The organism is Gorillibacterium sp. sgz306347 (genome assembly GCF_059735245.1).
The window spans coordinates 290,781-311,844 of the sequence record NZ_JCAPET010000001.1 but is presented as its reverse complement, the minus strand read 5'-3'; the positions used below and the strand labels follow the sequence as shown (position 1 = coordinate 311,844).

Annotated in this window: 30 protein-coding genes; 7 read left to right on the top strand and 23 right to left on the bottom strand. The window is 56.6% G+C overall.

What is annotated here, in order from left to right:
• The first annotated feature begins 77 nt into the window (after positions 1-77).
• The 7 genes from AC6I6H_RS01415 (at position 78) to AC6I6H_RS01385 (ending at position 4,005) form a co-directional block, all read left to right on the top strand.
• A complete protein-coding gene (locus tag AC6I6H_RS01415) occupies positions 78-533 on the top strand; it encodes a hypothetical protein (RefSeq protein WP_497950016.1) in 456 nt (151 codons plus the stop codon).
• 45 nt (positions 534-578) lie between these two features.
• Positions 579-797, top strand: coding sequence for a hypothetical protein (locus AC6I6H_RS01410; protein ID WP_497950012.1), 219 nt, complete (start codon positions 579-581; stop codon positions 795-797).
• A 574-nt stretch (positions 798-1,371) separates the two neighbouring features.
• Positions 1,372-1,704 carry a hypothetical protein gene (locus AC6I6H_RS01405; protein WP_497950008.1) on the top strand — a complete coding sequence of 111 codons (333 nt, stop codon included), beginning with the start codon at positions 1,372-1,374 and terminating at the stop codon, positions 1,702-1,704.
• Positions 1,705-2,075: 371 nt separating this feature from the next.
• Positions 2,076-2,381: a hypothetical protein gene (locus AC6I6H_RS01400; RefSeq protein WP_497950003.1), complete on the top strand. Its 306-nt coding sequence runs from the start codon at positions 2,076-2,078 to the stop codon at positions 2,379-2,381.
• The gene (locus AC6I6H_RS01395; RefSeq protein ID WP_497949998.1) at positions 2,374-2,718 is read left to right on the top strand and encodes a hypothetical protein; all 345 of its coding nucleotides are present in this window, start codon (positions 2,374-2,376) and stop codon (positions 2,716-2,718) included. Before AC6I6H_RS01400 ends, AC6I6H_RS01395 begins: the two co-directional genes overlap by 8 nt.
• Positions 2,719-2,935: 217 nt before the next feature.
• Positions 2,936-3,775, top strand: coding sequence for a GAF domain-containing protein (locus AC6I6H_RS01390; RefSeq protein WP_497949994.1), 840 nt, complete (start codon positions 2,936-2,938; stop codon positions 3,773-3,775).
• 38 nt (positions 3,776-3,813) lie between these two features.
• The gene (locus AC6I6H_RS01385) at positions 3,814-4,005 is read left to right on the top strand and encodes a hypothetical protein (RefSeq protein ID WP_497949991.1); all 192 of its coding nucleotides are present in this window, start codon (positions 3,814-3,816) and stop codon (positions 4,003-4,005) included.
• A 41-nt stretch (positions 4,006-4,046) separates the two neighbouring features.
• Here the strand turns inward: AC6I6H_RS01385 and AC6I6H_RS01380 are convergent, their stop codons facing one another.
• The 23 genes from AC6I6H_RS01380 to AC6I6H_RS01270 all read right to left on the bottom strand — a co-directional run bounded on the left by AC6I6H_RS01380 (position 4,047) and on the right by AC6I6H_RS01270 (position 21,063).
• Positions 4,047-4,331, bottom strand: coding sequence for a holin (locus AC6I6H_RS01380; protein WP_497949987.1), 285 nt, complete (start codon positions 4,329-4,331; stop codon positions 4,047-4,049).
• A 3-nt stretch (positions 4,332-4,334) separates the two neighbouring features.
• A complete protein-coding gene (locus tag AC6I6H_RS01375) occupies positions 4,335-5,114 on the bottom strand; it encodes a peptidoglycan recognition protein family protein (RefSeq protein ID WP_497949984.1) in 780 nt (259 codons plus the stop codon).
• Complete coding sequence (locus AC6I6H_RS01370) at positions 5,114-5,506, bottom strand: hypothetical protein (protein ID WP_497949981.1); 393 nt, start codon at positions 5,504-5,506, stop codon at positions 5,114-5,116. The genes AC6I6H_RS01375 and AC6I6H_RS01370 overlap by 1 nt, the downstream gene beginning before the upstream one ends.
• Before the next feature lie 75 nt (positions 5,507-5,581).
• Positions 5,582-5,716 (bottom strand): CD1375 family protein, encoded by a 135-nt coding sequence (locus tag AC6I6H_RS01365; RefSeq protein WP_497949977.1) that lies wholly within the window; start codon positions 5,714-5,716, stop codon positions 5,582-5,584.
• Between the two features lie 50 nt (positions 5,717-5,766).
• Positions 5,767-6,348, bottom strand: coding sequence for a hypothetical protein (locus tag AC6I6H_RS01360; RefSeq protein WP_497949973.1), 582 nt, complete (start codon positions 6,346-6,348; stop codon positions 5,767-5,769).
• Positions 6,349-6,362: 14 nt separating this feature from the next.
• Positions 6,363-9,074 carry a phage tail-collar fiber domain-containing protein gene (locus tag AC6I6H_RS01355; protein ID WP_497949969.1) on the bottom strand — a complete coding sequence of 904 codons (2,712 nt, stop codon included), beginning with the start codon at positions 9,072-9,074 and terminating at the stop codon, positions 6,363-6,365.
• A gap of 13 nt (positions 9,075-9,087) precedes the next feature.
• Entirely contained in the window at positions 9,088-9,639 is a 552-nt protein-coding gene (locus AC6I6H_RS01350) for a phage tail protein I (RefSeq protein WP_497949965.1), read from the bottom strand.
• A complete protein-coding gene (locus tag AC6I6H_RS01345) occupies positions 9,632-10,762 on the bottom strand; it encodes a baseplate assembly protein (protein ID WP_497949962.1) in 1,131 nt (376 codons plus the stop codon). The genes AC6I6H_RS01350 and AC6I6H_RS01345 overlap by 8 nt, the downstream gene beginning before the upstream one ends.
• Positions 10,759-11,085 carry a GPW/gp25 family protein gene (locus AC6I6H_RS01340; protein ID WP_497949958.1) on the bottom strand — a complete coding sequence of 109 codons (327 nt, stop codon included), beginning with the start codon at positions 11,083-11,085 and terminating at the stop codon, positions 10,759-10,761. Before AC6I6H_RS01340 ends, AC6I6H_RS01345 begins: the two co-directional genes overlap by 4 nt.
• Complete coding sequence (locus tag AC6I6H_RS01335; protein ID WP_497949955.1) at positions 11,082-11,477, bottom strand: phage tail protein; 396 nt, start codon at positions 11,475-11,477, stop codon at positions 11,082-11,084. Before AC6I6H_RS01335 ends, AC6I6H_RS01340 begins: the two co-directional genes overlap by 4 nt.
• A complete protein-coding gene (locus AC6I6H_RS01330; RefSeq protein WP_497949950.1) occupies positions 11,474-11,680 on the bottom strand; it encodes a hypothetical protein in 207 nt (68 codons plus the stop codon). Before AC6I6H_RS01330 ends, AC6I6H_RS01335 begins: the two co-directional genes overlap by 4 nt.
• A gap of 2 nt (positions 11,681-11,682) precedes the next feature.
• Positions 11,683-12,711: a phage late control D family protein gene (locus AC6I6H_RS01325; protein ID WP_497949946.1), complete on the bottom strand. Its 1,029-nt coding sequence runs from the start codon at positions 12,709-12,711 to the stop codon at positions 11,683-11,685.
• Between the two features lie 3 nt (positions 12,712-12,714).
• Positions 12,715-12,918 (bottom strand): tail protein X, encoded by a 204-nt coding sequence (locus AC6I6H_RS01320; RefSeq protein WP_497949942.1) that lies wholly within the window; start codon positions 12,916-12,918, stop codon positions 12,715-12,717.
• Positions 12,915-15,587: a phage tail tape measure protein gene (locus AC6I6H_RS01315; protein ID WP_497949938.1), complete on the bottom strand. Its 2,673-nt coding sequence runs from the start codon at positions 15,585-15,587 to the stop codon at positions 12,915-12,917. The genes AC6I6H_RS01320 and AC6I6H_RS01315 overlap by 4 nt, the downstream gene beginning before the upstream one ends.
• Before the next feature lie 181 nt (positions 15,588-15,768).
• Positions 15,769-16,104, bottom strand: coding sequence for a phage tail assembly protein (locus AC6I6H_RS01310; RefSeq protein ID WP_497949934.1), 336 nt, complete (start codon positions 16,102-16,104; stop codon positions 15,769-15,771).
• A gap of 8 nt (positions 16,105-16,112) precedes the next feature.
• The gene (locus tag AC6I6H_RS01305; RefSeq protein ID WP_497949930.1) at positions 16,113-16,625 is read right to left on the bottom strand and encodes a phage major tail tube protein; all 513 of its coding nucleotides are present in this window, start codon (positions 16,623-16,625) and stop codon (positions 16,113-16,115) included.
• Between the two features lie 17 nt (positions 16,626-16,642).
• Complete coding sequence (locus AC6I6H_RS01300; protein ID WP_497949926.1) at positions 16,643-18,103, bottom strand: phage tail sheath family protein; 1,461 nt, start codon at positions 18,101-18,103, stop codon at positions 16,643-16,645.
• Positions 18,093-18,464 carry a hypothetical protein gene (locus AC6I6H_RS01295; RefSeq protein ID WP_497949922.1) on the bottom strand — a complete coding sequence of 124 codons (372 nt, stop codon included), beginning with the start codon at positions 18,462-18,464 and terminating at the stop codon, positions 18,093-18,095. Before AC6I6H_RS01295 ends, AC6I6H_RS01300 begins: the two co-directional genes overlap by 11 nt.
• Positions 18,465-18,466: 2 nt before the next feature.
• Complete coding sequence (locus AC6I6H_RS01290) at positions 18,467-18,922, bottom strand: hypothetical protein (protein ID WP_497949919.1); 456 nt, start codon at positions 18,920-18,922, stop codon at positions 18,467-18,469.
• Between the two features lie 2 nt (positions 18,923-18,924).
• On the bottom strand, positions 18,925-19,518 hold the full coding sequence (locus tag AC6I6H_RS01285) for a phage tail protein (RefSeq protein WP_497949916.1): 594 nt from the start codon (positions 19,516-19,518) through the stop codon (positions 18,925-18,927).
• Positions 19,515-19,835: a hypothetical protein gene (locus tag AC6I6H_RS01280; protein WP_497949912.1), complete on the bottom strand. Its 321-nt coding sequence runs from the start codon at positions 19,833-19,835 to the stop codon at positions 19,515-19,517. The genes AC6I6H_RS01285 and AC6I6H_RS01280 overlap by 4 nt, the downstream gene beginning before the upstream one ends.
• Positions 19,832-20,014, bottom strand: coding sequence for a DUF7210 family protein (locus AC6I6H_RS01275; RefSeq protein ID WP_497949909.1), 183 nt, complete (start codon positions 20,012-20,014; stop codon positions 19,832-19,834). Before AC6I6H_RS01275 ends, AC6I6H_RS01280 begins: the two co-directional genes overlap by 4 nt.
• Positions 20,015-20,028: 14 nt before the next feature.
• Positions 20,029-21,063, bottom strand: a complete 1,035-nt coding sequence (locus tag AC6I6H_RS01270; RefSeq protein WP_497949906.1) for a major capsid protein — start codon at positions 21,061-21,063, stop codon at positions 20,029-20,031.
• Position 21,064 lies beyond the last annotated feature (1 nt).

Sequence of the window (21,064 nt, the reverse complement as noted above, 5' to 3'; positions counted from 1 at the left end):
CATACATCGTAATAACGAACAGGAGCGATTCGATCCACTCCGTTTTCGCCACTCTCCAAGAGGCCGAAAACGAAATTATGAGGCATTCCTTCCTGGATCAGTTTTGCGGGGTGCAGGTAATTCAAGGCGGCAAACCCATCCAGATGCTCCGGACGCACGATATTGTCCGCAAGTTTCTGCAATCGCAGGACGCTTCCGAGGTCATAACCGTGTCGATCGACCGGGGACCGGGACTTCGTGGGAAAAAAATCGGAACGGCCCGATTCAAGGGCGGAACGTTCCGTTTAAAACTCGAAGAGTCGGGCAGCGGAATGTTCCGCAAATTTGATTGTGATGTGGTGTACTCCATCTGTGACAATGAGATCGTAGCCTACGTGCGCTACGACAACGGGGATGACGATCCGGAGGGCGTCCGGTTTCCGTCTATCCTCCGTCATCCGGAGCGGCTTAAGGACTTGAAAAGCATCGTCGCTTTCACGGACGATGAATGGCCGGACATCGACTATAAGGTTGTTTACGGGACGGTAGACTGATTTCGTCCGCCGTGATACAGTTGGGAGTATGTGGGAGGTGATTAGATGGATTTGCAGCAACGATTGGATCATGAGGACCTTTTGAGGTTGTCGGAGATCGGTAACCTGATCGACCTCAAAAAGGTGCTGGAGGCGCTCGCTCGGGACGTGCAGGAGCGCGCGCGCAAACTGGCGATGTCCAAAAAACCGGAGGACAACGCTGATCGCTTGGGGTTGATCGGGCAGTATGAGCTGATCATCAATCTGCTCAGTCGCCTTAAGTGAGGAGGAGTAAAAGTGGAGATGGTTGATTTTTGTGTATGTTGCTTTGCAACTAACCTGGATGGGTCTATTGTGCCGACTGGCACATCCGGGTCCAGCGCCTGCGAGCGCGAAATCCCCTGTGCCAATTGCGGCACTGGTGGGAGTATCATCAACATATCAAAAGCCCATGCGGACTCGATCCGCAAGCAGGCCTCTTGGGTGGGTAAAAGGTTTTACCCTAACAGCGAGGACAGGCGATAACAAAAAGAGCCGAGCAAGCGCTCGACCCTTTCGCCCGGCCCCTCAAACCATGCCCCGCGCCGCTGCAACAGCGTCATGGGCAAAGGGGGCCGGAGTGCTCTGTATAAGCAAGTTTGTTGCAATCCACGCCGGAGCGATCCGGCGACACCATCAGATTAACCGCCATCCTCTTCGGAGTCAATGGCGGTTTTTCCTATCACAAAATCGTCACAGTTCGTTCGTGTTTTGTTCGGTTAACAAATGTTAACCTTTGTGGTATATTTAAATCACAGCAAGGGACGACACGGCGGCCAACAAACCGGAGATACCGGGTGAGGCGAAAGGAGTAAATGAAATGAACGTAAAGGTGAACGGAAATGTTGAGACGCTTAAACTTGTTGACGCAAACGGCATTGATTGGGTAAGCGACTTTATCGGTAACGCTGGCGGTTTCGCGGATTTCACCCGCGACGAACAAACCGACGAGTACACCACGGACGCCGATACCTTTGAGTGGTGGTCCAAGGCAGTTGCTGCACAGCAGCAGCTGTCCGACCGGATCTCAGAGCTGAAGGAAGCTCACGGGGCCGAAGCCGTGGAACAGGCTCTGGCGGACGTTAACGAAAATGACTTGATGGACGAGATTCGCGCCCAAACCGCCGCTCTCGACGAAGCTTTCGGCGCATGAAGAAACTAATCGACCTGACAGGCGACCGCTACGGTCGTCTTGTCGTCGTATCGGAGGCGGAGCGCCGGGGGTATACCCGCCGCTGGCTCTGCCGTTGTGATTGTGGCAACATGATAACCACGACCATGTCGAGTCTCCGGGGTGGGCACTCCACCTCATGCGGTTGTGTCCAAAGGAAACGTACATCAGAGGCAAACTCGGCCGACCTCAGAGGACGTATATTTGACCGGTTGACGGTCCTGGAGCGCCTCCCCTCCACACCCGGCAGCCGAAGGGTGGAATGGCGCTGTCGGTGCGCGTGCGGCCGCGAGACCGTTGTCCCGACGCATCGCCTTACAAATGGCATGGTGACCTCCTGTGGCTGCAAGCGGTTGGACGTAATCGAGGACGCGCGGGTAACCTTAAAAGAGGAGTTTGCTGTCGACGGCGTGGTCGTCCCTTATTTGCAGCGTAAGGTGAGGCCGGATAACCAGACAGGGGTTAAAGGCGTCAGCCTTCGCGTGGATAAAAAGGGTAACCCGGTCTATGTGGCGTCAATTACGATCAAGGGCAAATATCGCTACCTCGGCAGATTTAAGACGATTGAGGAGGCGGTCCGAGCCCGCAAGGCCGGAGAGGAGAAATATCACCAGCCCTATATCGACGAGCTGGCGAAGAGGAGGAAACGCGATGTGTGACCAATGGATAGGCTCCGGCGCATGGTCCGGCTGGCGGATTACAACGGACCATACCTCCAGCAGCTACGGACAGCTGGTGCTGGTCGATCCGGCAGGCAAGGCGTATGGTCCGGGGGATATCACAGGTACGCCCAAGGTGCTTCTGCGGGCTGCTGACGTGGCCCGCGTCGTCGGGATCAGCCGGCCGGGTGTCGTTAAGCTGGCCCGATCTGCGCGCAATGAGGGCTACCGGGGAGACTTTCCCCGGGAGGTTGCTCCGGGCCTTTGGGACCCGGAAGAAATCGAGCGGTACCGCATAACCCGCGAAAACGCAAAAAACGCCTCGACCGCCGAATAGGCAGCGAGGCGTTTTGCTTGGCGAAAAAAGACCCCACCATGTCTAATGGGCGGTGGGGTATTTTACATACCTATGAGCAGAGCTAAACAGCCTTGCTTTTTACGTTCTGTATCAGAGGCACCATGAAAAGGTATTTTTTTCAATAAAAATTACTTGCCTCCCATTTTTTATGGTAGAATTACCATCATAACTAGTGTGGAAAGATAGGGATTTTACAATGGGAGATTTCTTTAAAGAACTACTCAATAAATTGCCTGACTGGTTCTTTCATGTTATGAGTGCAAGTCTCATCGTCTGCGTTATTGCGTTTTTTTGGTTTTCATCTGTTGGTCTTAGGCGTTTTTCAAAATCCGTCTCTTCACTTATTGGCGTAGATGAAAGGGCAAACCTGGAGCAGAAGTGTAGTGCCCTAAGCGAAGAAAATCGCTGTAACAAACAAAAGGCCCAACAAGTAACTTCTGCGCTTCTTCATGTAAAATCTTATATATCAAATTTAAATGATCTCTCTAATGAAACTAACCCAGATATTAAATTGACAGAGTCGCTTTCCTTAATTCAGAAAATGCTGGACCATCTCTCAACGGACATCAAAACCCTTGCTGGAGGAGAACACAGATGCGGGGTTTGGATTCAAAACGAAGAGGGTAAATCCCTTAAGTTGATAATATGTAGTGCGGGTTTTCCAAAACACTATAAAGGTGAAAAAGAGCTCGGTATTAATGACACAATTGCCGGACGGACATACTTAAAAAAACAAACTCTAAACATACCTGATGTTCTAGCCGATAAGGACTATAAACGCGACCCTACCGTAGAGCGACAACGGTACAAAGCCCTTATTTGTATCCCGTTAGGCGAATTTGGCGTACTAACTATAGATGGAAAGCATACAATGGATGAGGAATGCGAATTAATCGGTGAGACATACGGAGTGCTTATTGAGATGGCCGTTCAAAATCATGATGAAGCTTTTAGAGAGGTAGAGAGTTACAAAGAGTTATTTGATGCTGGTATCGATATGGAAGATTTGGGATACTCAAATGATATTGCTAATTAGGAAAAAGTTGGGTATGATACTTGTAGGAGGTGGAAATCATGTTGCCACTCGATCAAATTTCTTTGGTTAAACTATCCCTCATGAGAGCTTATAACGACCAAACAATTGACCGGAAGGAATATGTGTCCGCACTCCGTCGTTTACAGGAATTGGAGAGGCAGCAAAGGGAAACGGAAAAACAGGAAAAGGAAAAGCTAATAAAAAACCTCAACCAATCGCTTTTTGTGTAATTACAACCCCGCCAGCCGAATAGGCCAGCGGGGTTTTGTCTTTACTCAGGGTCCTTTGTATTTCCCGGCCGATTGCGAAACGCCAACTCGAATAACCCCGTGGCCGACAACCCAGCCAGTCCGCCAGACCACAGCCGCAGCACCAGCCCAAGCTCCGTAAACGGCACAGCCGCCGCCCCGACGCCCAGCCCGATCAGCAGGCCGACCAGCGGGACGATGTTACGCGGCAGGTTGACGGTCGTCTTTACGAGCTGCACGAGCGCCAGCACAAACACGGCCAGCAGGCTCGCAAACGCCAGCACATCGGTAAGGTTTTGATTATCCATTGGTTATTTTCCCTCCTTTGCTTTTTCCATTTTGTCCAGCACGGTCAAAATACGCGCCAGATCCCGCGAGACGTTTTTATCCGTCAGGTACGGACCGTACCGTTGCATGGCCGGAGCTGCCCATTCCGGCGCGGGCTTTTCGCGCAGGCGCTCCTCCAGGTCCTTGATCTGCTCCTTTTGCTCCAAAAGCATCTTCCGGAGCAATACCGCCGTCTGCTCCAGCTCCGTGGCCGTCCGCTCCAGCGCCTCCATGCGCCGTTTTTCCTCTGCTGTCATCGGTGCATCCTCTCCCTTCCCGGCCAGCTCGGCCGACACCGCTTTTTTAAATTCCTCCCAACCGGTCCACCGGCCGCTGTCGTACATCAGACGCGGACAAATCTTGCCGGACCAATCGTAATGACGCCGGAGCCGATCCACGCCCCACCCGCGCTCCCGGAGCATCTTGGCGGCCAGCTGCGCGGCGTTTCGCAGCGTCTTGGCGTAGTTGCCACTCTCGCATATCTCAATGCCTATGGACGCTCGGTTACCCGGTCCATTGCCGTCTCCGGCGTGCCAAGCCACCTCGTTAAGTGGCAGGACCTCCACGGCCTCGCGCTCGTCTACGGCGACGTGATAGCTCGCTGTGCGTGTGTTGCTCGGATTGGTCAGCCATGCCCGCTCACCCGCTGCGCCAGACGCCGGATTGCCCGTGTTGTGGATCGTGATGGTTGTCGGTGTCATCGGCAGGCCCGGACGGCGGTTGTGCGGTGCGCTGCGCGGGATGTGATCGACGCGGTATTTCATCAGCCGCCACCTCCCCACACTTTTACCGCCGCAATAATCGTCATGACCAGCGACGAGCCTATCGCCCCAAGAGTAGCGCCGTAAAACGTCCGCTTAAACCATTTAAGGTCATCGGCCTTGGCTGCGAGCTGGGCCAAAGCCTCCATCGCCTTACGCTCGGCCGTCGCCGCTTGCTCCTTGACTAAAAGCAGCGCAGCCTCTTGTGCGTCTCCAGACGATGCAACCGTGTCCAGCCGGTGATGCGCAGACTTGGTAGACTGGAGCGCCTCGTTTGCGATCCGGTAAGCGTCAGCGGCTACCCGGTCCAGGTTGGTCAGTGCCTCGATTTTGGTCTCGATTTTGGTGATCCTTTGCAATATCTCCATGAGTACGGCTTGATCCGTATCGGGCATCGCCGCCCCTCCGTCCTGTAAAAAGATAGCCCCCGGATCACTCCGAGGGCATAAAAAAGACGCCTTGCGGCGCGGTTATTCGGCGTCGATAAGGAAATCAACGCCGCTATCGATCAGGATCTCGCGGACCCCGGCTTGCAACGAGGACGGCACATCCTTAAAGGCCGTTTTTCCAAGGATGACGCGCTGCGCAAAAAACATGACCACCATAGTATCACCTCCCTCCGTGATAGATAGCAGCCAATACAAAAGCCGCCTGATCATTGGTAGAGTTGCGCGGCCAGCTCGGCGATAACGTCCTCGATAAACTCTTGGCGGTCGGCGCTGGCTGTGATCTGCGCTTTGAGGAGCGCGTTTTCCTGCTCCAGCCGTTGCAGCTTCTCGGCATCGGATTCCGGGGCGGGAGGATGCAGCGCCTCGATCTCCTCCGGCGTCAGGGCCTCCACCCACAGCTCCGGAGCTTCCGGCGGAGCGTAGGCGGGTGGCGTATACTCCGGCGGATCGCCGCGCTCGTCCTCCGGCCGGGCCGCCCAATCCTCATAAGCGGCGGACCATTCGGCTTGCGCTGCTTCGACGGCCTGCGCGTGAGCCTCCTTCGCCTCCGCAACAGCCAGCTCGTAAGCCTCCCACGCGGCCAGGTCAAAGCGCGGCTTGTACAGCCCCGGAGTAACCGGCACGGCCACACGGTAACCGATCAGGACCGGCTCCGGTGTTTCCGGCTGCTCGCCGTCCGGGTCAAGCGCGGGCGTCTCATACAGCGGTGTAACGCCGGTCTCCGTATCGGCTACGAGCGCGACGTCAGCATAGAATCCGGTAGGATCGGTGATAATTGCTTCTTTCATATGTCATGCCTCCTTTACTGGTGCACCCGGAAATGCGCAGATATAACGGCCCAGGCTATCGTCGACGCGCTGCTGCCGCCGTCAATACCTACCGCCCCATCTTTACCGATACCAAGACGGAAGAAGATTTGATTAGTACCGTTGTACGCAACACCGACTTCCGAATGATCTTGATTCGGTCGATAATCCTTGGGCAACATAAAGACAGGCCCACCAAACACTCCCGAACGAATCAGCCCGCGAATGTGTACAAAGCCTAACTCGTCTTTCATATAGCTAATCCCCTCAGCCGATGGATCAAAGTTCACCCACCCATTAAGCAGCGTCGGCGTGATCCATTCTGGCTGCTCTGCGTCCGCCTTGCTCGCCTCCAGCACGTCCACCCGGCCGGTCAGCACTGTTACATCTGCGAGCGCTCCGTCTACGGCTCCCCGCAGGTTGGACGCATGTTGGGCGGTAATCTCTAACGGAGCCAGCCCGGTCAGGTGCGTGTCGAGTGAGAGATAGGTAACCGCGTAGACGGCTGAGGGATCGTAATCGGCAGTGGATATCCATGCTTTTTGATTCCCGTACTGGTTGACGGAGCTGTAGATAGTCCATCTCTTGTCCCTCACTTGATTGGTAAATACAGACAAAATAGCACCAACGCGATATTTAAGATGCTGACCGTATAACGTGTCGTTGATGATATTTGCATTTTCGTACAGCCCCGGATGCGCCCGCTCCCGCACGATTGCCCCCGTACCCATCTCCAGCACGTTGTCGCCCTCTCGGAGCCGGATCGCGCCTTCTTGGCTGATCGGCTCGTCAACGGGTGTCGCGAGTTGGTATTGCAGGCGGTAGGGTGTGGTACCAGGCGCTGTTGATGTGGGAAGCGTTAATGTCAACTTGTCCGATGTCCAACCACCGGGAGGCGCAACATCGCTGCCTTTGTATAAATTACTAACCCACCCTTTATCTCCGGTGCCATTATAGTTACTTGTGACCGGGAGAGTTTGGGTAAACATTTTCCAACCGTTAAAATACGCCTTGATCTCGTCATCGGACGGAGTGTAATCCGGCCCCCATCCGCTGTCGGCGTTGGGGATCACCACATAAAAATTCCCAATGCCATTTAGCACAAATTCATCGTTTGCGGCTGGATCGGAAGCGTACTTCAGTGGTTTTCCGTCGTACTTTACAAGCAGATTGGTTGGCGTGTCATATACGTTTGCTGCCAGGCTAGTAACCATCACTCGTTTGCCACCAGTAACGGGGTTTACATGCTTCCATCCCAGTTCCCCCGTCAAATCCATCGTCCGCCGCGCTCGGTTGATCCGCATCCGGCCGTCGGCGTCCTGGTAAACCGTGTCGCCGGTCGCTGCCTGTACGTCCCACAAGTACATGGCATCCGTGATGGTATCGCCGTCTTTGCGATGGACAAATACGCGATCGACCGTCTGAATACCCTCGGTGTACGGGTATTTGGCGGCCAGCTGCGCAGCCGGGAGCGATGGGTCTGCTGCCGGAATCTCGTATAACGCAATACGTGCACCATCTGTCTCCCAGCTAAAGCCTGTCGTACCTCCCGACGAGTGTATCACCGTCGGAGCAGTCCGCAGGTAACCTCCGTACAAAACCGGGATAACGGGGTCCGGTATCAGTACGTACTTTTTAGACAAATCAAGGGCCACCGCGCGGATACGCTGGCCGGTTGTCGTCCGCCCGAGCAGGTTGACCAGCGTCCGCCCCGGGAAGCCAAAGCCAGACAGGCGGGCATCCCGCTGCGCATTAATGGTCTGCGTGCCCGGCTTGAGTGTCACCGGGACGGCAGCCGCAGAGTCGAGGTCGGCGGAAATGTCGGCTGCCAGATCGACGACCTGCTCCTCTACCGCCTCCACCTCGGCCAAGCGGGCGATGTCGTCAGCGGCCTCCGGTGCGGCGACCTTTGCCCGGCCCGATGCGTCCCGCTGTACAATGCGCCCGCCTGTAGCTGCTGCGGTGCTGCCGTGGGCTGTGCTCGCGTCAACGTGGCTCCTGGTTTCTTCCAGGTTAATCGCCGGAGCTGTCCGCCACGAAGATTTCCCGGTGATCGCCTTGATGCGGTTTGCCAACCAGCCAAACAGCGTTGTAGGCATGCCAGCGTCTCCGGTTGGGGCCGTAACGTCCGACATTGTTCGTTCGCCGATGACCCTATCCGTTGCAGCCCCATCGTCCAGTTTGGCGGCCGTTACGGATTTGTCCGGGTGGTCCAGCACAACCGACGTTTTATGCGTGTTGTAATCTGAGAGCCGCACAAAGACAAGCGACTCATCGATGACAGCCGTCACGTTGGCCGCTTGACCAACGGTCACAACCGCGTCAATGGTTTTTTCGATGATGTCCGGTCCGCCCCCGGCCGGGATGTACTCCGCATTGGTCCCAGCGTTTGCGTATGCGTATAGGATTTCGCCGACGTCCGGATCGGTAGCAAAAACTCCGATCTCTCGAAAGTAAAAGCCCGCCGTAATGTCCTGATTGGAGAGTACAGCCCCGACAATCGCCTTGTTGGGCGACTGAAACCGCAGCTTATCAATCGCAAGGCTTTTGCGCTGGCTGATCAGTCCTGTCAGGGCGACGATGGACTGCCCGCCAAGCTGTCCATCGCCCACAGCGATCCTCGTGTACTGGAGCTGTGCGCCGGCCTGTGCCTTGGATTGCAGGGCAATGCCCCGCGTTGTTACTGTGAGCCCGCCAAAAGCGGCCATGCCCACTCCCCCTTTAAACTGTCATATTGTCTCCGATATGGAGCGCCACGCCGACGGTAAGCGGCAGGTCCTCAATTTGCGAAATCGCTACCCGGTCCAGCCGGGCAGAAAGTCGCTTGACCGAGTTAACCGCGCGGATAAACTCCTGCGCCCGCCCGGTCGTTACATCCTCGTTGTTGGTCAAAACCTGGAAGTGATACGGCTCCCCGCCGTACTCCCACCATTCTTCGACGCGGCCCTCCCCAAACAGGATACGGACCAACTCCTCCACCGCCGAGGGCGTCGACTTGCGTCTGTGAAACGGGATTGCGTTTTTGACAAGCTGCCGCTTTTGCGCGAGCGGGAGGGTCGGGTCGTAGTAATCGACGTGATATTGCCAAGCCAGCTCGTCGGTCTCCTCGTCCGTCCACTCGTCTGCCCGGCCAAAGATATCGAGCAGCCGGATCATGTCCGTTGTCGCCTGCAGCTCGCCGTCAATCGCCTTGGCTGCTGCCGCGAGCGCTGGATCGGCCCGGAGGCTGGGCGGCAGGATATCGAGCATGCTGACCGTCTGGAGATTAATCATCAGCCAGCCCTCCATACGTCACCGTCACCTTGTCCTCCTGCGCGACCTGCGTCTCCGAGAGCACCAGATAAGTTGGCGCGGTCACATCTACCCGCAGCGCCCCCGCTTGCATGACGCGCGAGATCAGCGCCGATGGGTTGATGTCTCGGCCGAGCTTGGACCGCTGCCACAGCCTAAAGGCGGCCACTGCATCACTGACGGCCGCCTGAATGGCGACGGAATCGGCCGCCCGCTCCCGGTCCACGTAATAGGTCAGGGTAATGTCATAGAGCTCCACTGTAGGCGGAGCAACCGTCACCAGGTCGGTCAGCGGCCGGATGGTGCGGTCGTTGAGGGCGTCGCCGACCGCCTGCAGCACGTCCTCCCCCGGGATCGTCCCGCCGGTCAGCAGCGGTACGACAAGGACCTCTCCCTCATCCGGCGAGGTTACGGCCACGTCTATGATCGCGGAGCTTGCCCGCATCGCGTAATAGCGATAGGCTCCCTCCGGACCGGCCGTCGAAAAGCTTTCCGGGGCCGTCCGGATACGCTCCCGGTATGCATCATCGCTCTCCGCCTCCGCTCCGCCGGAGCTGGTTGTCAGGTTGGCGACGCTCTGCACGTAGGGCAGCGGGTCCATCAAGACATTGATCTGCCCCGGCAAAAAGCCGTTGCCCACCGTTCCAGGTACGGAGCAGGCCGCCGGCACATCGCCGGTCAACCCGCCGGATGGTATCTCCAGCGGCTCCAACGTGACATAGTACAGGTTGCCGTTCCCGCCAGCCGGTCCGATGCGGGTACCTGCCGGAATGAGCTGCGCGGACGCGAGAGGCATCGACAGGGTGACACGGATGGTTGTCAGCGCGGCCGCTGCTGGCAACCGCTCGGTGCCCTGGAATGCTCCCATGTGGTCCAGCACCAGCCCGCGGGCAAACCGCAGCAGGTTACCTTTGGCCGTCTGGTTGATCAACGCCCGCTGCTGAACAATGATCTGCGCCAGCGACAACAAAAAGAGCCTCACCGGGTCCGCTGGATACAGCGTCCGACCGGTCAAGCCCTCATAAACTGCGATGATGTGATTTTGCAGCTCCGTGACATCCTCGCTTGCAAACTGGATGTCCGGCAAATCGGAAAACGCCGTCATAGCGACTCATCTCCCTCCTGCTCCAGCGTGTACCGGATGACCGGCTGCAGCTTGGCAACATCTGTCCCGACAAACTGGACCTCAACAATCCGCGCCCGAGGCTCCTGGGTGCTGATCGCCTCAATGACCGCAGCCGTCAGGAGCGCCTTAGCAACCTGCAGGGGCTGATCCAGCGACGAGTAATCCGTCCCGATCCCCCGGGCGAGCGGAGCGGTGCCGAGGGGCGTGGATAGGATGGTGCGGATGTTTTGCGCGACCTCTGCGGCGACGTCCGCCGGCGCAAAATCTACCGCCTGGCTGGTCTCCGTTATGGTGTAGATCATGGCACATACTCCTCCAGATTGATGTTGACCGATGCCGCGAGCAGGTTGCCCCGGTTGTCGATCTGCTCCCAGGTTTGGTCAAGCCCCGTGATCACCCACAGACCCGACTTGCCTATCATCTTGCCGCCGATGACCAGCCGGACCGCCTTGCCGACGACCTCAAGCTCCTTGAGCAAATCCAACTCCTTGCGAGGGTTGGCCCCGAGGTTGGCGTCGAAGCGCATGGAGAAGGAAATCGAGTCGGCCCCCGGCCCGATCCATTGATGCTTGGGCCGTTGGCCGAGGATGTCGTGAGACGCAAACCGGCCGGCCGAGGATCGGCTGAAATCCGTAAAAGTGCGGACTAGCTTGGGGGAAACCTCGAAAACGACAGGCCCGAGCGTCCCGATCATGACGGGATCACCCCCACGCAGTAGCCGTAACGGTTGCCGGTATCCGGGTAGACCACCAGCACACTGTCCCCCACCACGGGAAGGGAGAGCTCCGGCGGGCCGACAACCGGCAGGGGGGCGGATACCGTTTCATCCTCCGGGAAAACAACCCGGACCGCCCGCGCACCGACATCCACCGATGAGACAAATCCCGTTTTAATCATCGCTACCACCCCAATACCTTGCGTATTTCGATTTCCGTCGTATACCCGCCCCCGGAAAGGGTGTGCCGGGCCGACTCGACCAGATATTTGCCATCAAACCGCCCCCAGCCGGACACATTGATCGTGATGCCAGCCGCGATTCGCACGTCACCCATGAGGGTCATGCTTGCCTGCCCGGCCTCTTTGTTGCGTTCCCTGAGTGCCTTCCGCGCCCGCCTGAGCCCTTCCGCTTGCGAGTCAACCTGTTCCTTCATGCGCAATACAGGGCCGCTCTGCGGGGCTCCCGGCGGCGTATAGGTAACCTTGATGACGTTTTTGGATTTGGCCTCCGTATACGTCAATTCGGCTGCCCGATACGAGCGGTTTTTTGCGCTCCAGGTAAACTCATAATCCAGTACGTTGTCGGTGTCGCGCTTTATGGTCAGGACAGCAGGCCGGTCCTCAAACTCCTTTTCGTCAAAGAGGACCAGTTGGCCCCCCGTAACCTTTACCGCAATTCCCTCGGAGCGGGCCTGCTCAAAAATAAAGGTGATGTCCTTGGTCTCCGTCTGCTCCAGGCGGTCATAGCTGGGGTTGTCGGTTGTGGTGTAGAGCAGCGTCAGGCCCGCCCGCTTGGCGATGTCTCCGGCGACGGCCTTGAGGCTGGTTTTTTCCCACGCCTGCGAACGCTCCTCTTGCGCGAGCGAGGCTATCGGCAGGGAGGTCGCCCCAATGCTCACGGTGTCGCCTGAGAGGCTGATCTGGTCCACCTCAAACGTGCCGCAGGGCAGTTTTTCAAACTCCCCGCCCCCGCGATGCCAGTTGTGCGTTTTGATCTCCGCGACAATTTGGTCACCCTCCTGCGGCGACCATGAGCCCTGCCACTTCCGTTCCCGGTCCTGCAGTGTAATCTGCAGGTCGTCCAGGTCACCGGATATGGCGTCGGTATAGGTCATGCCCAACGCATCGGCTGATAACTCCTCTGTAATATCACGGCCGTTGTAGATGATGACGGGAGCGGCCCGCCGGGCGTCTTGCATGTATCGGACCACGGATCAACCCTCCCTTTTCCACGGTGGCAGGGTGGTGGACGACTCGACCGGACGCTCCGGGGCGACCAGCACAACACCCCCGCCGAATACGACCACCGCAGCGTGATCCGGGTTGGCTGCGATGAGTAGCGTCAGGTAGCGCTCCGAGCCATAAAGCTGATAAGCAATGCTGTCCCAGGTGTCGCCCTGGATGGTTGTGTAGGTCATGACATACTCACCCGCTGACGTTGGCGCATATATCCGCGCATTTGTTTATCAAAACTGACTTGCCCATCCCGGACCGCCTGCTCCACTGTAGCCCTGTCGGCGTTGCCTTGGACAATAATTTTGGGCGCATAGACCGGCGCAAACGTGGACTGGTTATTTGTCGTGCTGCCCATCCCCAGCAGTTGCCCCGTAGCCTCCCACAGCGACCGGCTGCGGTCGGAGTTGTCGAGAGGGATCGCCATTTCGGGGCCTGCCTCTCCAAAGATAGAGGGGCGCGTCGCGATTCCGCCTGCCGCAAACATTTCGAGGTGGCCGGAAAATTTGGGCTGTATTTGCCGGGTGATCACGTCCACGTTAATTTGTTTACTGGTGGGCATCATATCCATTTCGGCATTTACTTCTTTGATCATCCGCAGCACTTCGTCAAACCGAATCTTTTCGGCATCGGTCATGCTGTTATACTTGGCCGCTTGGCCCTCAATCGTTTCCCCTGCCCCGAGACTCAATTCGATCAGTTTGATTTGGGATTCGTACAATTCGTCATAACTCGATTTCGCCTTTTCCAACTCTTCAAAGGTGGTAACACGGTCGCCGAGTACGTCAACCCGCTCTTTGCTCATCCGGTCAATAGACTCGCCGATCATCTGCATTTGGCTATTGAGGTTGAAATGTTCTCCGACCGCTTCGCCCGCTTTGTTCAGATTTTCGCGTAGCTGTTCGAGCTGGGCAATTTTTTGATCGGAATCGTCCATCTGAAGGATTTTGTTGTACTCTACCTGATACTGCTGGAATGCTGCGATTGCCTTATCCAAGGCATCTTTTTGTCCGGTCAGATCCGCGCCCTTTTCTCCGAGAGAGGAAATTTGGTTTTCCAATCTTGGTCGGTCTTCTTCTGCCTTCGCCACTTCGCTTTCCAGGCGCATTTTGGCGATTTCTGCGTCAGCGTCAGCCTGTTCCTTTGTCAGCCCCAATTTTTCGCGAATTTTCCCGTTTTCCAAATCGTAATTGGAGAGGATTTGTGGGTACATATCCTGCAGCCGCTGCTCGATGTCGAGAAGCCTTTCCTTTTGGCCGGAAAGATCACGCGAGCTATCCGTATTGTCGCTAACAATGGAGTAAAGCTTTTCGTACTCCCAAACCAGGTCATTTGTAACCTTGGCCTTGTCAGCAACCTCCTGATAATTGTCTGCGGTCTCCTGCAGTTTGGGGCCCATGTTGATAAGCGCCTGACGAGCGTCCTCTTGCTTTTTTTTGTACGTCACCCATGCAAGACCGAGAGCACCTATCGCTCCGGCCGCGATCCCGAGAGGGTTGGTCAAAAACGTAGCCGCCTTGCCGATCAAACCGACATCTTGGGACGCATTAGAGGCGGACGAAGCAAGGTCGGCGAAGCCTTTGCCAATCTTATAGACGTTTTTGCCGATCATCGCCGCAGGGACGGCCAGGCCAATCGCTTCGAGCGTGTCTTTGTTATCGCTCGCCCATTCCGTCAAATCCCGAAGGACCGGAAGTAAATCCTCTCCAATCGGCATGATGACGTCCTGCATTGTCTCGCGCCCTAAAGCCTGGATGTCTTTGGTCAAAGTGTCGTATTTGACCGCCTCGATCTCGTCCATGGTCGCTTTGGTCATGTCAAACTGGCTGCGGGCCGTTCCCATTGCCTTTATGACGTCAGTCTCCAGGTCCTCGAATTGAGTGCCGAACAGGTTGACACCCGCGATATTGCGCTTTACCGGGTCCTCAATGGCCGAGAGAGCAGACACGACTTGCTTAAAGGCTTTTTGCGCTGCCGGTCCGCCGCGAGCAAAGATTTGTCCCATTTTTTCGGCGTCTAAGTTGATGGCCTGGAAGCCTTCGGCGGTTGTTTTTGAGCCGTCCTTTGCCCGGATGTTAAACTCCTTGACGGCATCGCCAACTTTGTCCAGATTCCACGCGCCATTTTCCAAACCTGCCGAAAAAACATCGAACATCTCATTCGCGTTAAAACCCAAAGCCGCAAATTGTGGTGCGTACTCGTTGGCTGTATCCAGCAGCTCGTCGGACTTATCAAGGCCATTTTGCGCCCCTTGGGCGAGCAGATTCATGGCTTCGTCGGAGCTGATGCCAAAATTTTTCATCATCGTATCGGTTGTTTTGACCGATTGCGGGATGTCGTAGGCAAACACATCCCGGAGGATGATCGCGTTTTTGGCCGTCTCCTCCAGTGCGTCTCCTTGCTGCTGGGTGATGTTCCGGGCCGTTATGAGTGCTTGGGACAGGTCCTCGACGTTTTCCCCAAAATTATTCCGGTACAGGTCGTTTGCAGCCTGCTCCATCTGCTGCATTTCCTCCCGGCTCGCACCGGTGGCCGCCTCGATCTGCTTCATGGAGCCCTCAAAATCGCCTATAGTACCAACGATGTCGGTAAACGAGTCTTTGACCGTATCCACGATGGCAAAGGCCCCGGAGTATTGAGCCACGCGCCCGAGGATGTCCTGAAAATCGGCAGCAGCTCCGGCCGCCTTTTTAAATACGTCCGGAACGTCCCGGCCTTGGGCCTCCATCTCTCGGAAACCCTTACCAACACCCCTGGCCGCCTTCTCAGCTCCTTCAAGTGCTCGTTCGAGCGAGGGGTCCAGTTTACCGCCGAGCTCAAATGTTGTTTCGTATGTTTTTCCTCTACCGGCCACTATTTCCGCCTCGCCTTCTTGGTGGCCTGTTTCTGCCTCCGTTCATGCACTGCTTTGCTTGCGTCAATCCATTTAAAATAGGACGTAACGGGCTGACCGAGCCAAAACTCTAATGTTGATCCCGGTACGGAGTAAGCCAGGGAGATCGCCAATTCGCGAATACCCTGGCCTATGTCGTCTCCTATGCCGAGAGCAGAAGAAAATTTGACGCCCGCACCGTCACCCTCGTGAAGTCTTTGGCCTTGAGCGCAAGGATCAACTCCGGCACAACGCCGGCCGCCTTGGCCGCGACCGCCACATGATAAGGCGTCCACGTAGCAAGCATGAACGGGATGCTCCCTCCGCCGATGCCGCGTGCAACTGTCTCGCATTTCATCAGGTCTGATCCGGAAAGGGAGTCAAAATCAAATGTTAGCACCTTGATTTCGTCACCCTCAAAAACAATCGGCCGAAGAAGGGTGTAAGCCCGTTCCTCGGCCGCCTCGATGTTCGTTTTTTCGTCCACTTTGTCGCTCATTCCACGCCTCACATTCCCAGGTTTTTGCGCGTTTGGGCGTAGTAGTCCACGCCGTCGATCACGCACACCATGTTAAATTTGTCAATTTCGGTAAGCGTTTCGCCGTCCAAGACAATTTTGAGGTAAGTAACCTCAAGCTCGTTGGCGCTTTCCGTCCCTGCTCCCACGCCCAGCGTCCCGAAGCTGAAGGAGGCGGGAACCGCACGCACGGTGATTTTGAGCGGAATTTCGTTAAACAGGCCCGTTGCTTGGTCTATTGCTTGGATCGACCCTCGAAAATCAAGGGGTTGCACCTCTTGTCGAGCGACTTTGAAAGCCGCCCGGTCTAAGTTGCGCCAGTTGAGCGTGATCCGCATGGAATCAAAAGCCCCCATCATCGGCATTTCAACACTACCGGCAACACCAGCACCGTTGATCGTTGTGGTCCCCGGAGCAAGATCAGGGAGATTAACATCAGTCACGCCCAGGTGGGTACTGCCGGTATAGGCTTTAAAATTCTTTACCGCCGAAGGAATTTGCATCTACATGTCCCACTCCTTTACGCTGCCAACGCGGCCAGATACTCGGCCGAGTAGGCGAGGATAAATTCCAATTCTTGAGCCGGGGCCGGCGGAGTGATAAATACTCGGAACGCCAATCTCCCGGCCATCAGGTCAGCGTCGGAATTGTCCGACTCCCTAAACTCCACCCTCCCGCCAAGCAGCGCCCCCATTGCGACAAGGCCATTAAGCCAGATATTTGCACTGTCGGTCACGCCGTCAATAAGCCGCCGCGTCATGGGCGTATCGACTTGTTGATGATAGGTCAGGATTAGGCTGTTGCCAATCCAGTCAAACATGCGTCGGATCGGCAGAAACGCCTCTTTCAGGTCGGTCGCAGCCGGATAAGCCCCGGTATAGTTGCCCCATGCTTTAAGGCCGCCGGCGCCAAATGCCAGGGCCGTCGTAACGCCTTGCGAATTAAGGTAGTTGGCCTGATCCATACCCAGCAGCACCTCAGATCCGTCTGCGAGGACGGCGCTGGTAGCCTTGAGGCTCTTGTTTGAAGGGCTGACGTAAGGGATGCCACCGTTTGCCGCGTCCGTGGTTCCGACTGCACCGGCCAGGAGCGTCGAAAAGCGGTATTTGCGCTCGCCGATTGCAAGCTGCGGCCAGAGTGCGACCTGCCTGCTGGTGGTGTATCCGTTGTCGCCTTTCCAGCTCGGAACGTCCGCGTACTGCGTGACCGTCGCCGCGTCCATGTCGGTCAATGCAATAGCTTTAAAATTGCCGTTGATGTTGCCCGCTTTGGCGGTCATTACGGCTGCGACCGTAGGGTCCTGCGAGTAACCGGGAGCCAATACAAGCCCAGGAACCAGTCCGAATTTGGGGAAAACGGCATTCAGCAGCTCCAGCCCGGTAGATTTACCGTCTCCGTCCACACCGCCGATAATCGTCGATGCCGTCACCGCTGCCGGATTGAGTTTGCTGTAAGCCACGCTCAATTGTGTGGCGTTGGTCGGGATGGCTCCGCCGGACTTTACAGCGATTACGATCTGCCCATCCTCGTCAAAGGCGAGCGTATAATCCGTGTCTTTGACGTAAGTCGTCGCCCCGTCAGCCGATTTGACCACGACAGAGGACTGCAGGACGCCCTCCGCCTCTACCATGACCATGCGGTCGGATACGGGCAGCGTGGCCGCCGGAACGGCCGTCTTGTGCCCCGAGAGAGCCGGGTCAAGTACGTTGACCAGGACAAGGGGGGCAAGGGCGAACTGCCGGAAATGGGCGTCCATCGCCTCACATAGCGTATAGGACTCCCAATCGTCCGAGTAGCCAAAGGCAGCTACCGCCTCCGCGAAACTGTAGCAGAGCACCGGGCGATTAACCGGAGCTGCGGCCAACGTCGAGAGATTAACCGGGGCCGTGCCAAACACGACCGGCAGGCTGGCCGTTGCTTCGACCGGGGAGAGCGTTGCTGTCGCCTCCTCCCGGATGGTAACGCCATGCTTAAATGCCATTGGATTGCTCCTTTCTCGCCCCGCTCAGCAGGGCATATGCTTGATGTTCGGGCGTTCCGGCGCGGGCAATACGCGCCTGCGTCGCCTGCAGTTCCGCTACCGGGACCATCAGGTCTTTGATATGCGGGTGTTTAACGATCAGGTCGTCCAGATGGCGCGGCAGCCCGCCGCGAAACACCGTGTACTGCGACAGCCGGCCTCTTTCGAGGTTGGGCCCGGCGTAAATGATCTGTTCCGACTCTCTGGGCTCCGGTTGCGGCTCGCTTTGAGGGGCTTCGGAAGCTAAAATGACCGGCTCCGCAGGTACAAAATCAACCTCTTCGACCGGCTTCAGGTCTTCTTTTTCGTCTCGTTTTGCCATCATCAATCCTCCTCACTGATCCCTGGGATGGACCAATTTGTCTTTGCCCCTCCGAAAAAGTAGGGCCTTACGTCTTCGTCGTCCACGGACCACTCAAACGGGTACTCAATGCGATACTTGCTTTCGATGATCCGCTTGCGGAAGATGTGTGTTTCCAGCTTCCGCAGCGCGTTCATAACGTCCTTGTAACCCTGGTTATCGTCGGCTTGGTCGTACACACCGAAAACAATCATGATCGAGCAAGAGGCCGCCTGATCAATGGCCGTGGCCCCTCCGTCCGTTACGCGCACAAGGCAGTACGGAAAATGCTCCAGGTCCTTCGCCGTCTTTTTAACCGGCAGGTTTTGCGGGTAGACGTTAAGAGCAGCAGGCTCGCCGAGCGCGTTTTGAAAAACCGTATCCGCGAACAGCGCCTTGATCTCCCGGACGAGTGCATCCTGCAAAAGATATGGTGTCATGGTCAGTTGCCCTCCAATATGCGGCCGATCTCGTGATCAAGACGTTGGTCAAAGACCTTGGCCGCTTCTTGCTCCACAAACTCACGCACGGACCGGCTGCCGACCATTTCGGGAACCGGCGGACCGAACATCCGTTTGATCGGCAACTCCGTCCAGCGGCCGTCTGAGCGCTTCTGGTGGCGTGTCAATCCGCCATGCTCCCGCTCAAACACCTTGTTTCCGTTGACGGACGCAACAAAGGCCCGAAGGAGCGCCTTGGCACCGCCGGACCGCTTAACCTGCACCCGCAGTTGTTTCGGGGGCTTGGTGTGCCGGGGGACCAGGGGGCGGACTTTGAATTTGTCCAGCCCCAGCGATCCCGCCTTTGATGTGACCGTGGCCTGCAGGTTGGTTTTGGATGCCTGCCGGACGACAAAGGTCTCGTTGATGTCTCTGGCCCGCGCCGTGTACTGCTCTCGGGCCTTGCGTGCGGCATTGGTGCGGACATTTTGGGCGGTCCGATTGAGCGCCCGGGAGACCGCCGTGGGCATCTTTTTGGCGATCTTTCCGAGCCTCCGCTCAATCTCCCGGATTTTCTCCTCATCTACCCGGATCATGACCGGTTACCCGACAACGTGATCGTGTAAAACGCCGGGTCCTCCTGCACATCCGTCACGTCAAACGTGTCGGCGTCCACATCCATCCTCGTTCCAATGACCGGCTTTTCTGTAAAATCCGCTTTTCGGGCATAAAAAAGGAGCGATGCCTCAAACACCCCATCCGTTGGATTGGTGGTGCTGGACTTTCGCTCCTGCAGCTTGTCGTCGTCGATGACGATTAGCATTTCCCGGCCGTCAACCGTGTGTAATTCCCCAAATTCCTCGGGGTTTATGAAGACAAACGCATCAATCGCGGCCTGAGCCTTAAAATTCATTTTGCATCATCCCCGGCAGCGGGGTCCTTCTTCCGCTCGGTCTTGGCCGACGCATCTTCCTCTGCTGCTCCCAACTGGATCAGACGGTCGGCTTCTTCTTTTTTCAGCCCGTCGATTTTGTCGCCGGGTTTGTAAGATTTGCCGCTGTGGATTACCTTAGTTTTTGCGATGAGTGCCATGGATTTATCCTCCTTTACAGAACTTTAGCGACGGTCCAACCGCCAACATTCGGGGGCACGGGCAGCGGACGCGAGAACATTTGCAGCCAACGTTGCGGAGGCTCGATGGTCGCCCACGATTGCGGCGTGATTTGGCCACGAACGGTAACAAATTGCTCCGTGCGCGGGTCCATGATCGTGTTCGCGCCATACAGGAACGTGAATTTGTCGCGCGTGGACAGTACCGCAATCGTCCCGGCAGGAATGAACGGCACGTCTTGGCCATCGTCGTTGGTATAGGTACCAATATAGCTGTAGACATCGAGCCCAACATCGCGGAGTCGGCCGTGATAAGTTACGCCGTCCGGCATCAGGGTCGTGTCGATGTTGCCCACGTCAACCCCGCGATTATTTGCCAGTTCCAAAATCTTAGGATGCCGCATAAGCGCGACTGCCGCATTGTAGTCCGCAAGGATGACGTTCGGAGTCGGGGCATTTGCGTCCAAGATAAGCTTGCGCTGGCCCATCAGAAAGGAAATCGGATCGGAATCCGGGTTACTCCAGAGGCTCGTGCCGGACAGGGTAACAATGTTCTCAAAGTCGTAGTCGATGACCTGGGAAACCCCTTCGCCGACCTGCGTCACCTTGCCGGTAAACATCAATTCGGCAGCTTGCTGGATGCGCCGGCGGGTGATCGTATCCCGCAGTTCCAAGATGTCTTTTGCCAGCAGTTTGCGAGCGCGGGTCTCCGGGGTGTCCGGGTTTAAGAAGTCCTCCCCGGCCGACCGGACTTTGAGGTCAATGGCAGTAATAGCCCGTGACGGTTTGATCAAAGCAGGCTTGTACTGCTTGGCCGTGAAACCCGTTCGGACGATGACCTTGCCGGGTTGCAATTCGGAAACATATGGTGCAATCGGCTTGTTACCCTTCACCGTCTGAATTTCGACAGTATCGGTGTCGAACGTCTCTCCATCTTGGAAAAACGTGTCCAAGATGTAGGTACTCGGTGCTTCCAACGCCCGCACAACCCGGATCAGCGTCGGAAATGCGTAAATGTCCTTAACTGCCATT

Bases quoted from the DNA above. Each gene is read 5' to 3' on its own strand.
- AC6I6H_RS01415 (WP_497950016.1), top strand. From the start codon at position 78: ATGAGGCATTCCTTCCTGGATCAGTTTTGCGGGGTGCAGGTAATTCAA.
- AC6I6H_RS01410 (WP_497950012.1), top strand. From the start codon at position 579: ATGGATTTGCAGCAACGATTGGATCATGAGGACCTTTTGAGGTTGTCG.
- AC6I6H_RS01405 (WP_497950008.1), top strand. From the start codon at position 1,372: ATGAACGTAAAGGTGAACGGAAATGTTGAGACGCTTAAACTTGTTGAC.
- AC6I6H_RS01395 (WP_497949998.1), top strand. From the start codon at position 2,374: ATGTGTGACCAATGGATAGGCTCCGGCGCATGGTCCGGCTGGCGGATT.
- AC6I6H_RS01390 (WP_497949994.1), top strand. From the start codon at position 2,936: ATGGGAGATTTCTTTAAAGAACTACTCAATAAATTGCCTGACTGGTTC.
- AC6I6H_RS01385 (WP_497949991.1), top strand. From the start codon at position 3,814: ATGTTGCCACTCGATCAAATTTCTTTGGTTAAACTATCCCTCATGAGA.
- AC6I6H_RS01380 (WP_497949987.1), bottom strand. From the start codon at position 4,331: ATGGATAATCAAAACCTTACCGATGTGCTGGCGTTTGCGAGCCTGCTG.
- AC6I6H_RS01375 (WP_497949984.1), bottom strand. From the start codon at position 5,114: ATGAAATACCGCGTCGATCACATCCCGCGCAGCGCACCGCACAACCGC.
- AC6I6H_RS01370 (WP_497949981.1), bottom strand. From the start codon at position 5,506: ATGCCCGATACGGATCAAGCCGTACTCATGGAGATATTGCAAAGGATC.
- AC6I6H_RS01365 (WP_497949977.1), bottom strand. From the start codon at position 5,716: ATGGTGGTCATGTTTTTTGCGCAGCGCGTCATCCTTGGAAAAACGGCC.
- AC6I6H_RS01360 (WP_497949973.1), bottom strand. From the start codon at position 6,348: ATGAAAGAAGCAATTATCACCGATCCTACCGGATTCTATGCTGACGTC.
- AC6I6H_RS01355 (WP_497949969.1), bottom strand. From the start codon at position 9,074: ATGGCCGCTTTTGGCGGGCTCACAGTAACAACGCGGGGCATTGCCCTG.
- AC6I6H_RS01350 (WP_497949965.1), bottom strand. From the start codon at position 9,639: ATGATTAATCTCCAGACGGTCAGCATGCTCGATATCCTGCCGCCCAGC.
- AC6I6H_RS01345 (WP_497949962.1), bottom strand. From the start codon at position 10,762: ATGACGGCGTTTTCCGATTTGCCGGACATCCAGTTTGCAAGCGAGGAT.
- AC6I6H_RS01340 (WP_497949958.1), bottom strand. From the start codon at position 11,085: ATGATCTACACCATAACGGAGACCAGCCAGGCGGTAGATTTTGCGCCG.
- AC6I6H_RS01335 (WP_497949955.1), bottom strand. From the start codon at position 11,477: ATGATCGGGACGCTCGGGCCTGTCGTTTTCGAGGTTTCCCCCAAGCTA.
- AC6I6H_RS01330 (WP_497949950.1), bottom strand. From the start codon at position 11,680: ATGATTAAAACGGGATTTGTCTCATCGGTGGATGTCGGTGCGCGGGCG.
- AC6I6H_RS01320 (WP_497949942.1), bottom strand. From the start codon at position 12,918: ATGACCTACACAACCATCCAGGGCGACACCTGGGACAGCATTGCTTAT.
- AC6I6H_RS01310 (WP_497949934.1), bottom strand. From the start codon at position 16,104: ATGAGCGACAAAGTGGACGAAAAAACGAACATCGAGGCGGCCGAGGAA.
- AC6I6H_RS01305 (WP_497949930.1), bottom strand. From the start codon at position 16,625: ATGCAAATTCCTTCGGCGGTAAAGAATTTTAAAGCCTATACCGGCAGT.
- AC6I6H_RS01300 (WP_497949926.1), bottom strand. From the start codon at position 18,103: ATGGCATTTAAGCATGGCGTTACCATCCGGGAGGAGGCGACAGCAACG.
- AC6I6H_RS01295 (WP_497949922.1), bottom strand. From the start codon at position 18,464: ATGGCAAAACGAGACGAAAAAGAAGACCTGAAGCCGGTCGAAGAGGTT.
- AC6I6H_RS01290 (WP_497949919.1), bottom strand. From the start codon at position 18,922: ATGACACCATATCTTTTGCAGGATGCACTCGTCCGGGAGATCAAGGCG.
- AC6I6H_RS01285 (WP_497949916.1), bottom strand. From the start codon at position 19,518: ATGATCCGGGTAGATGAGGAGAAAATCCGGGAGATTGAGCGGAGGCTC.
- AC6I6H_RS01280 (WP_497949912.1), bottom strand. From the start codon at position 19,835: ATGAATTTTAAGGCTCAGGCCGCGATTGATGCGTTTGTCTTCATAAAC.
- AC6I6H_RS01275 (WP_497949909.1), bottom strand. From the start codon at position 20,014: ATGGCACTCATCGCAAAAACTAAGGTAATCCACAGCGGCAAATCTTAC.
- AC6I6H_RS01270 (WP_497949906.1), bottom strand. From the start codon at position 21,063: ATGGCAGTTAAGGACATTTACGCATTTCCGACGCTGATCCGGGTTGTG.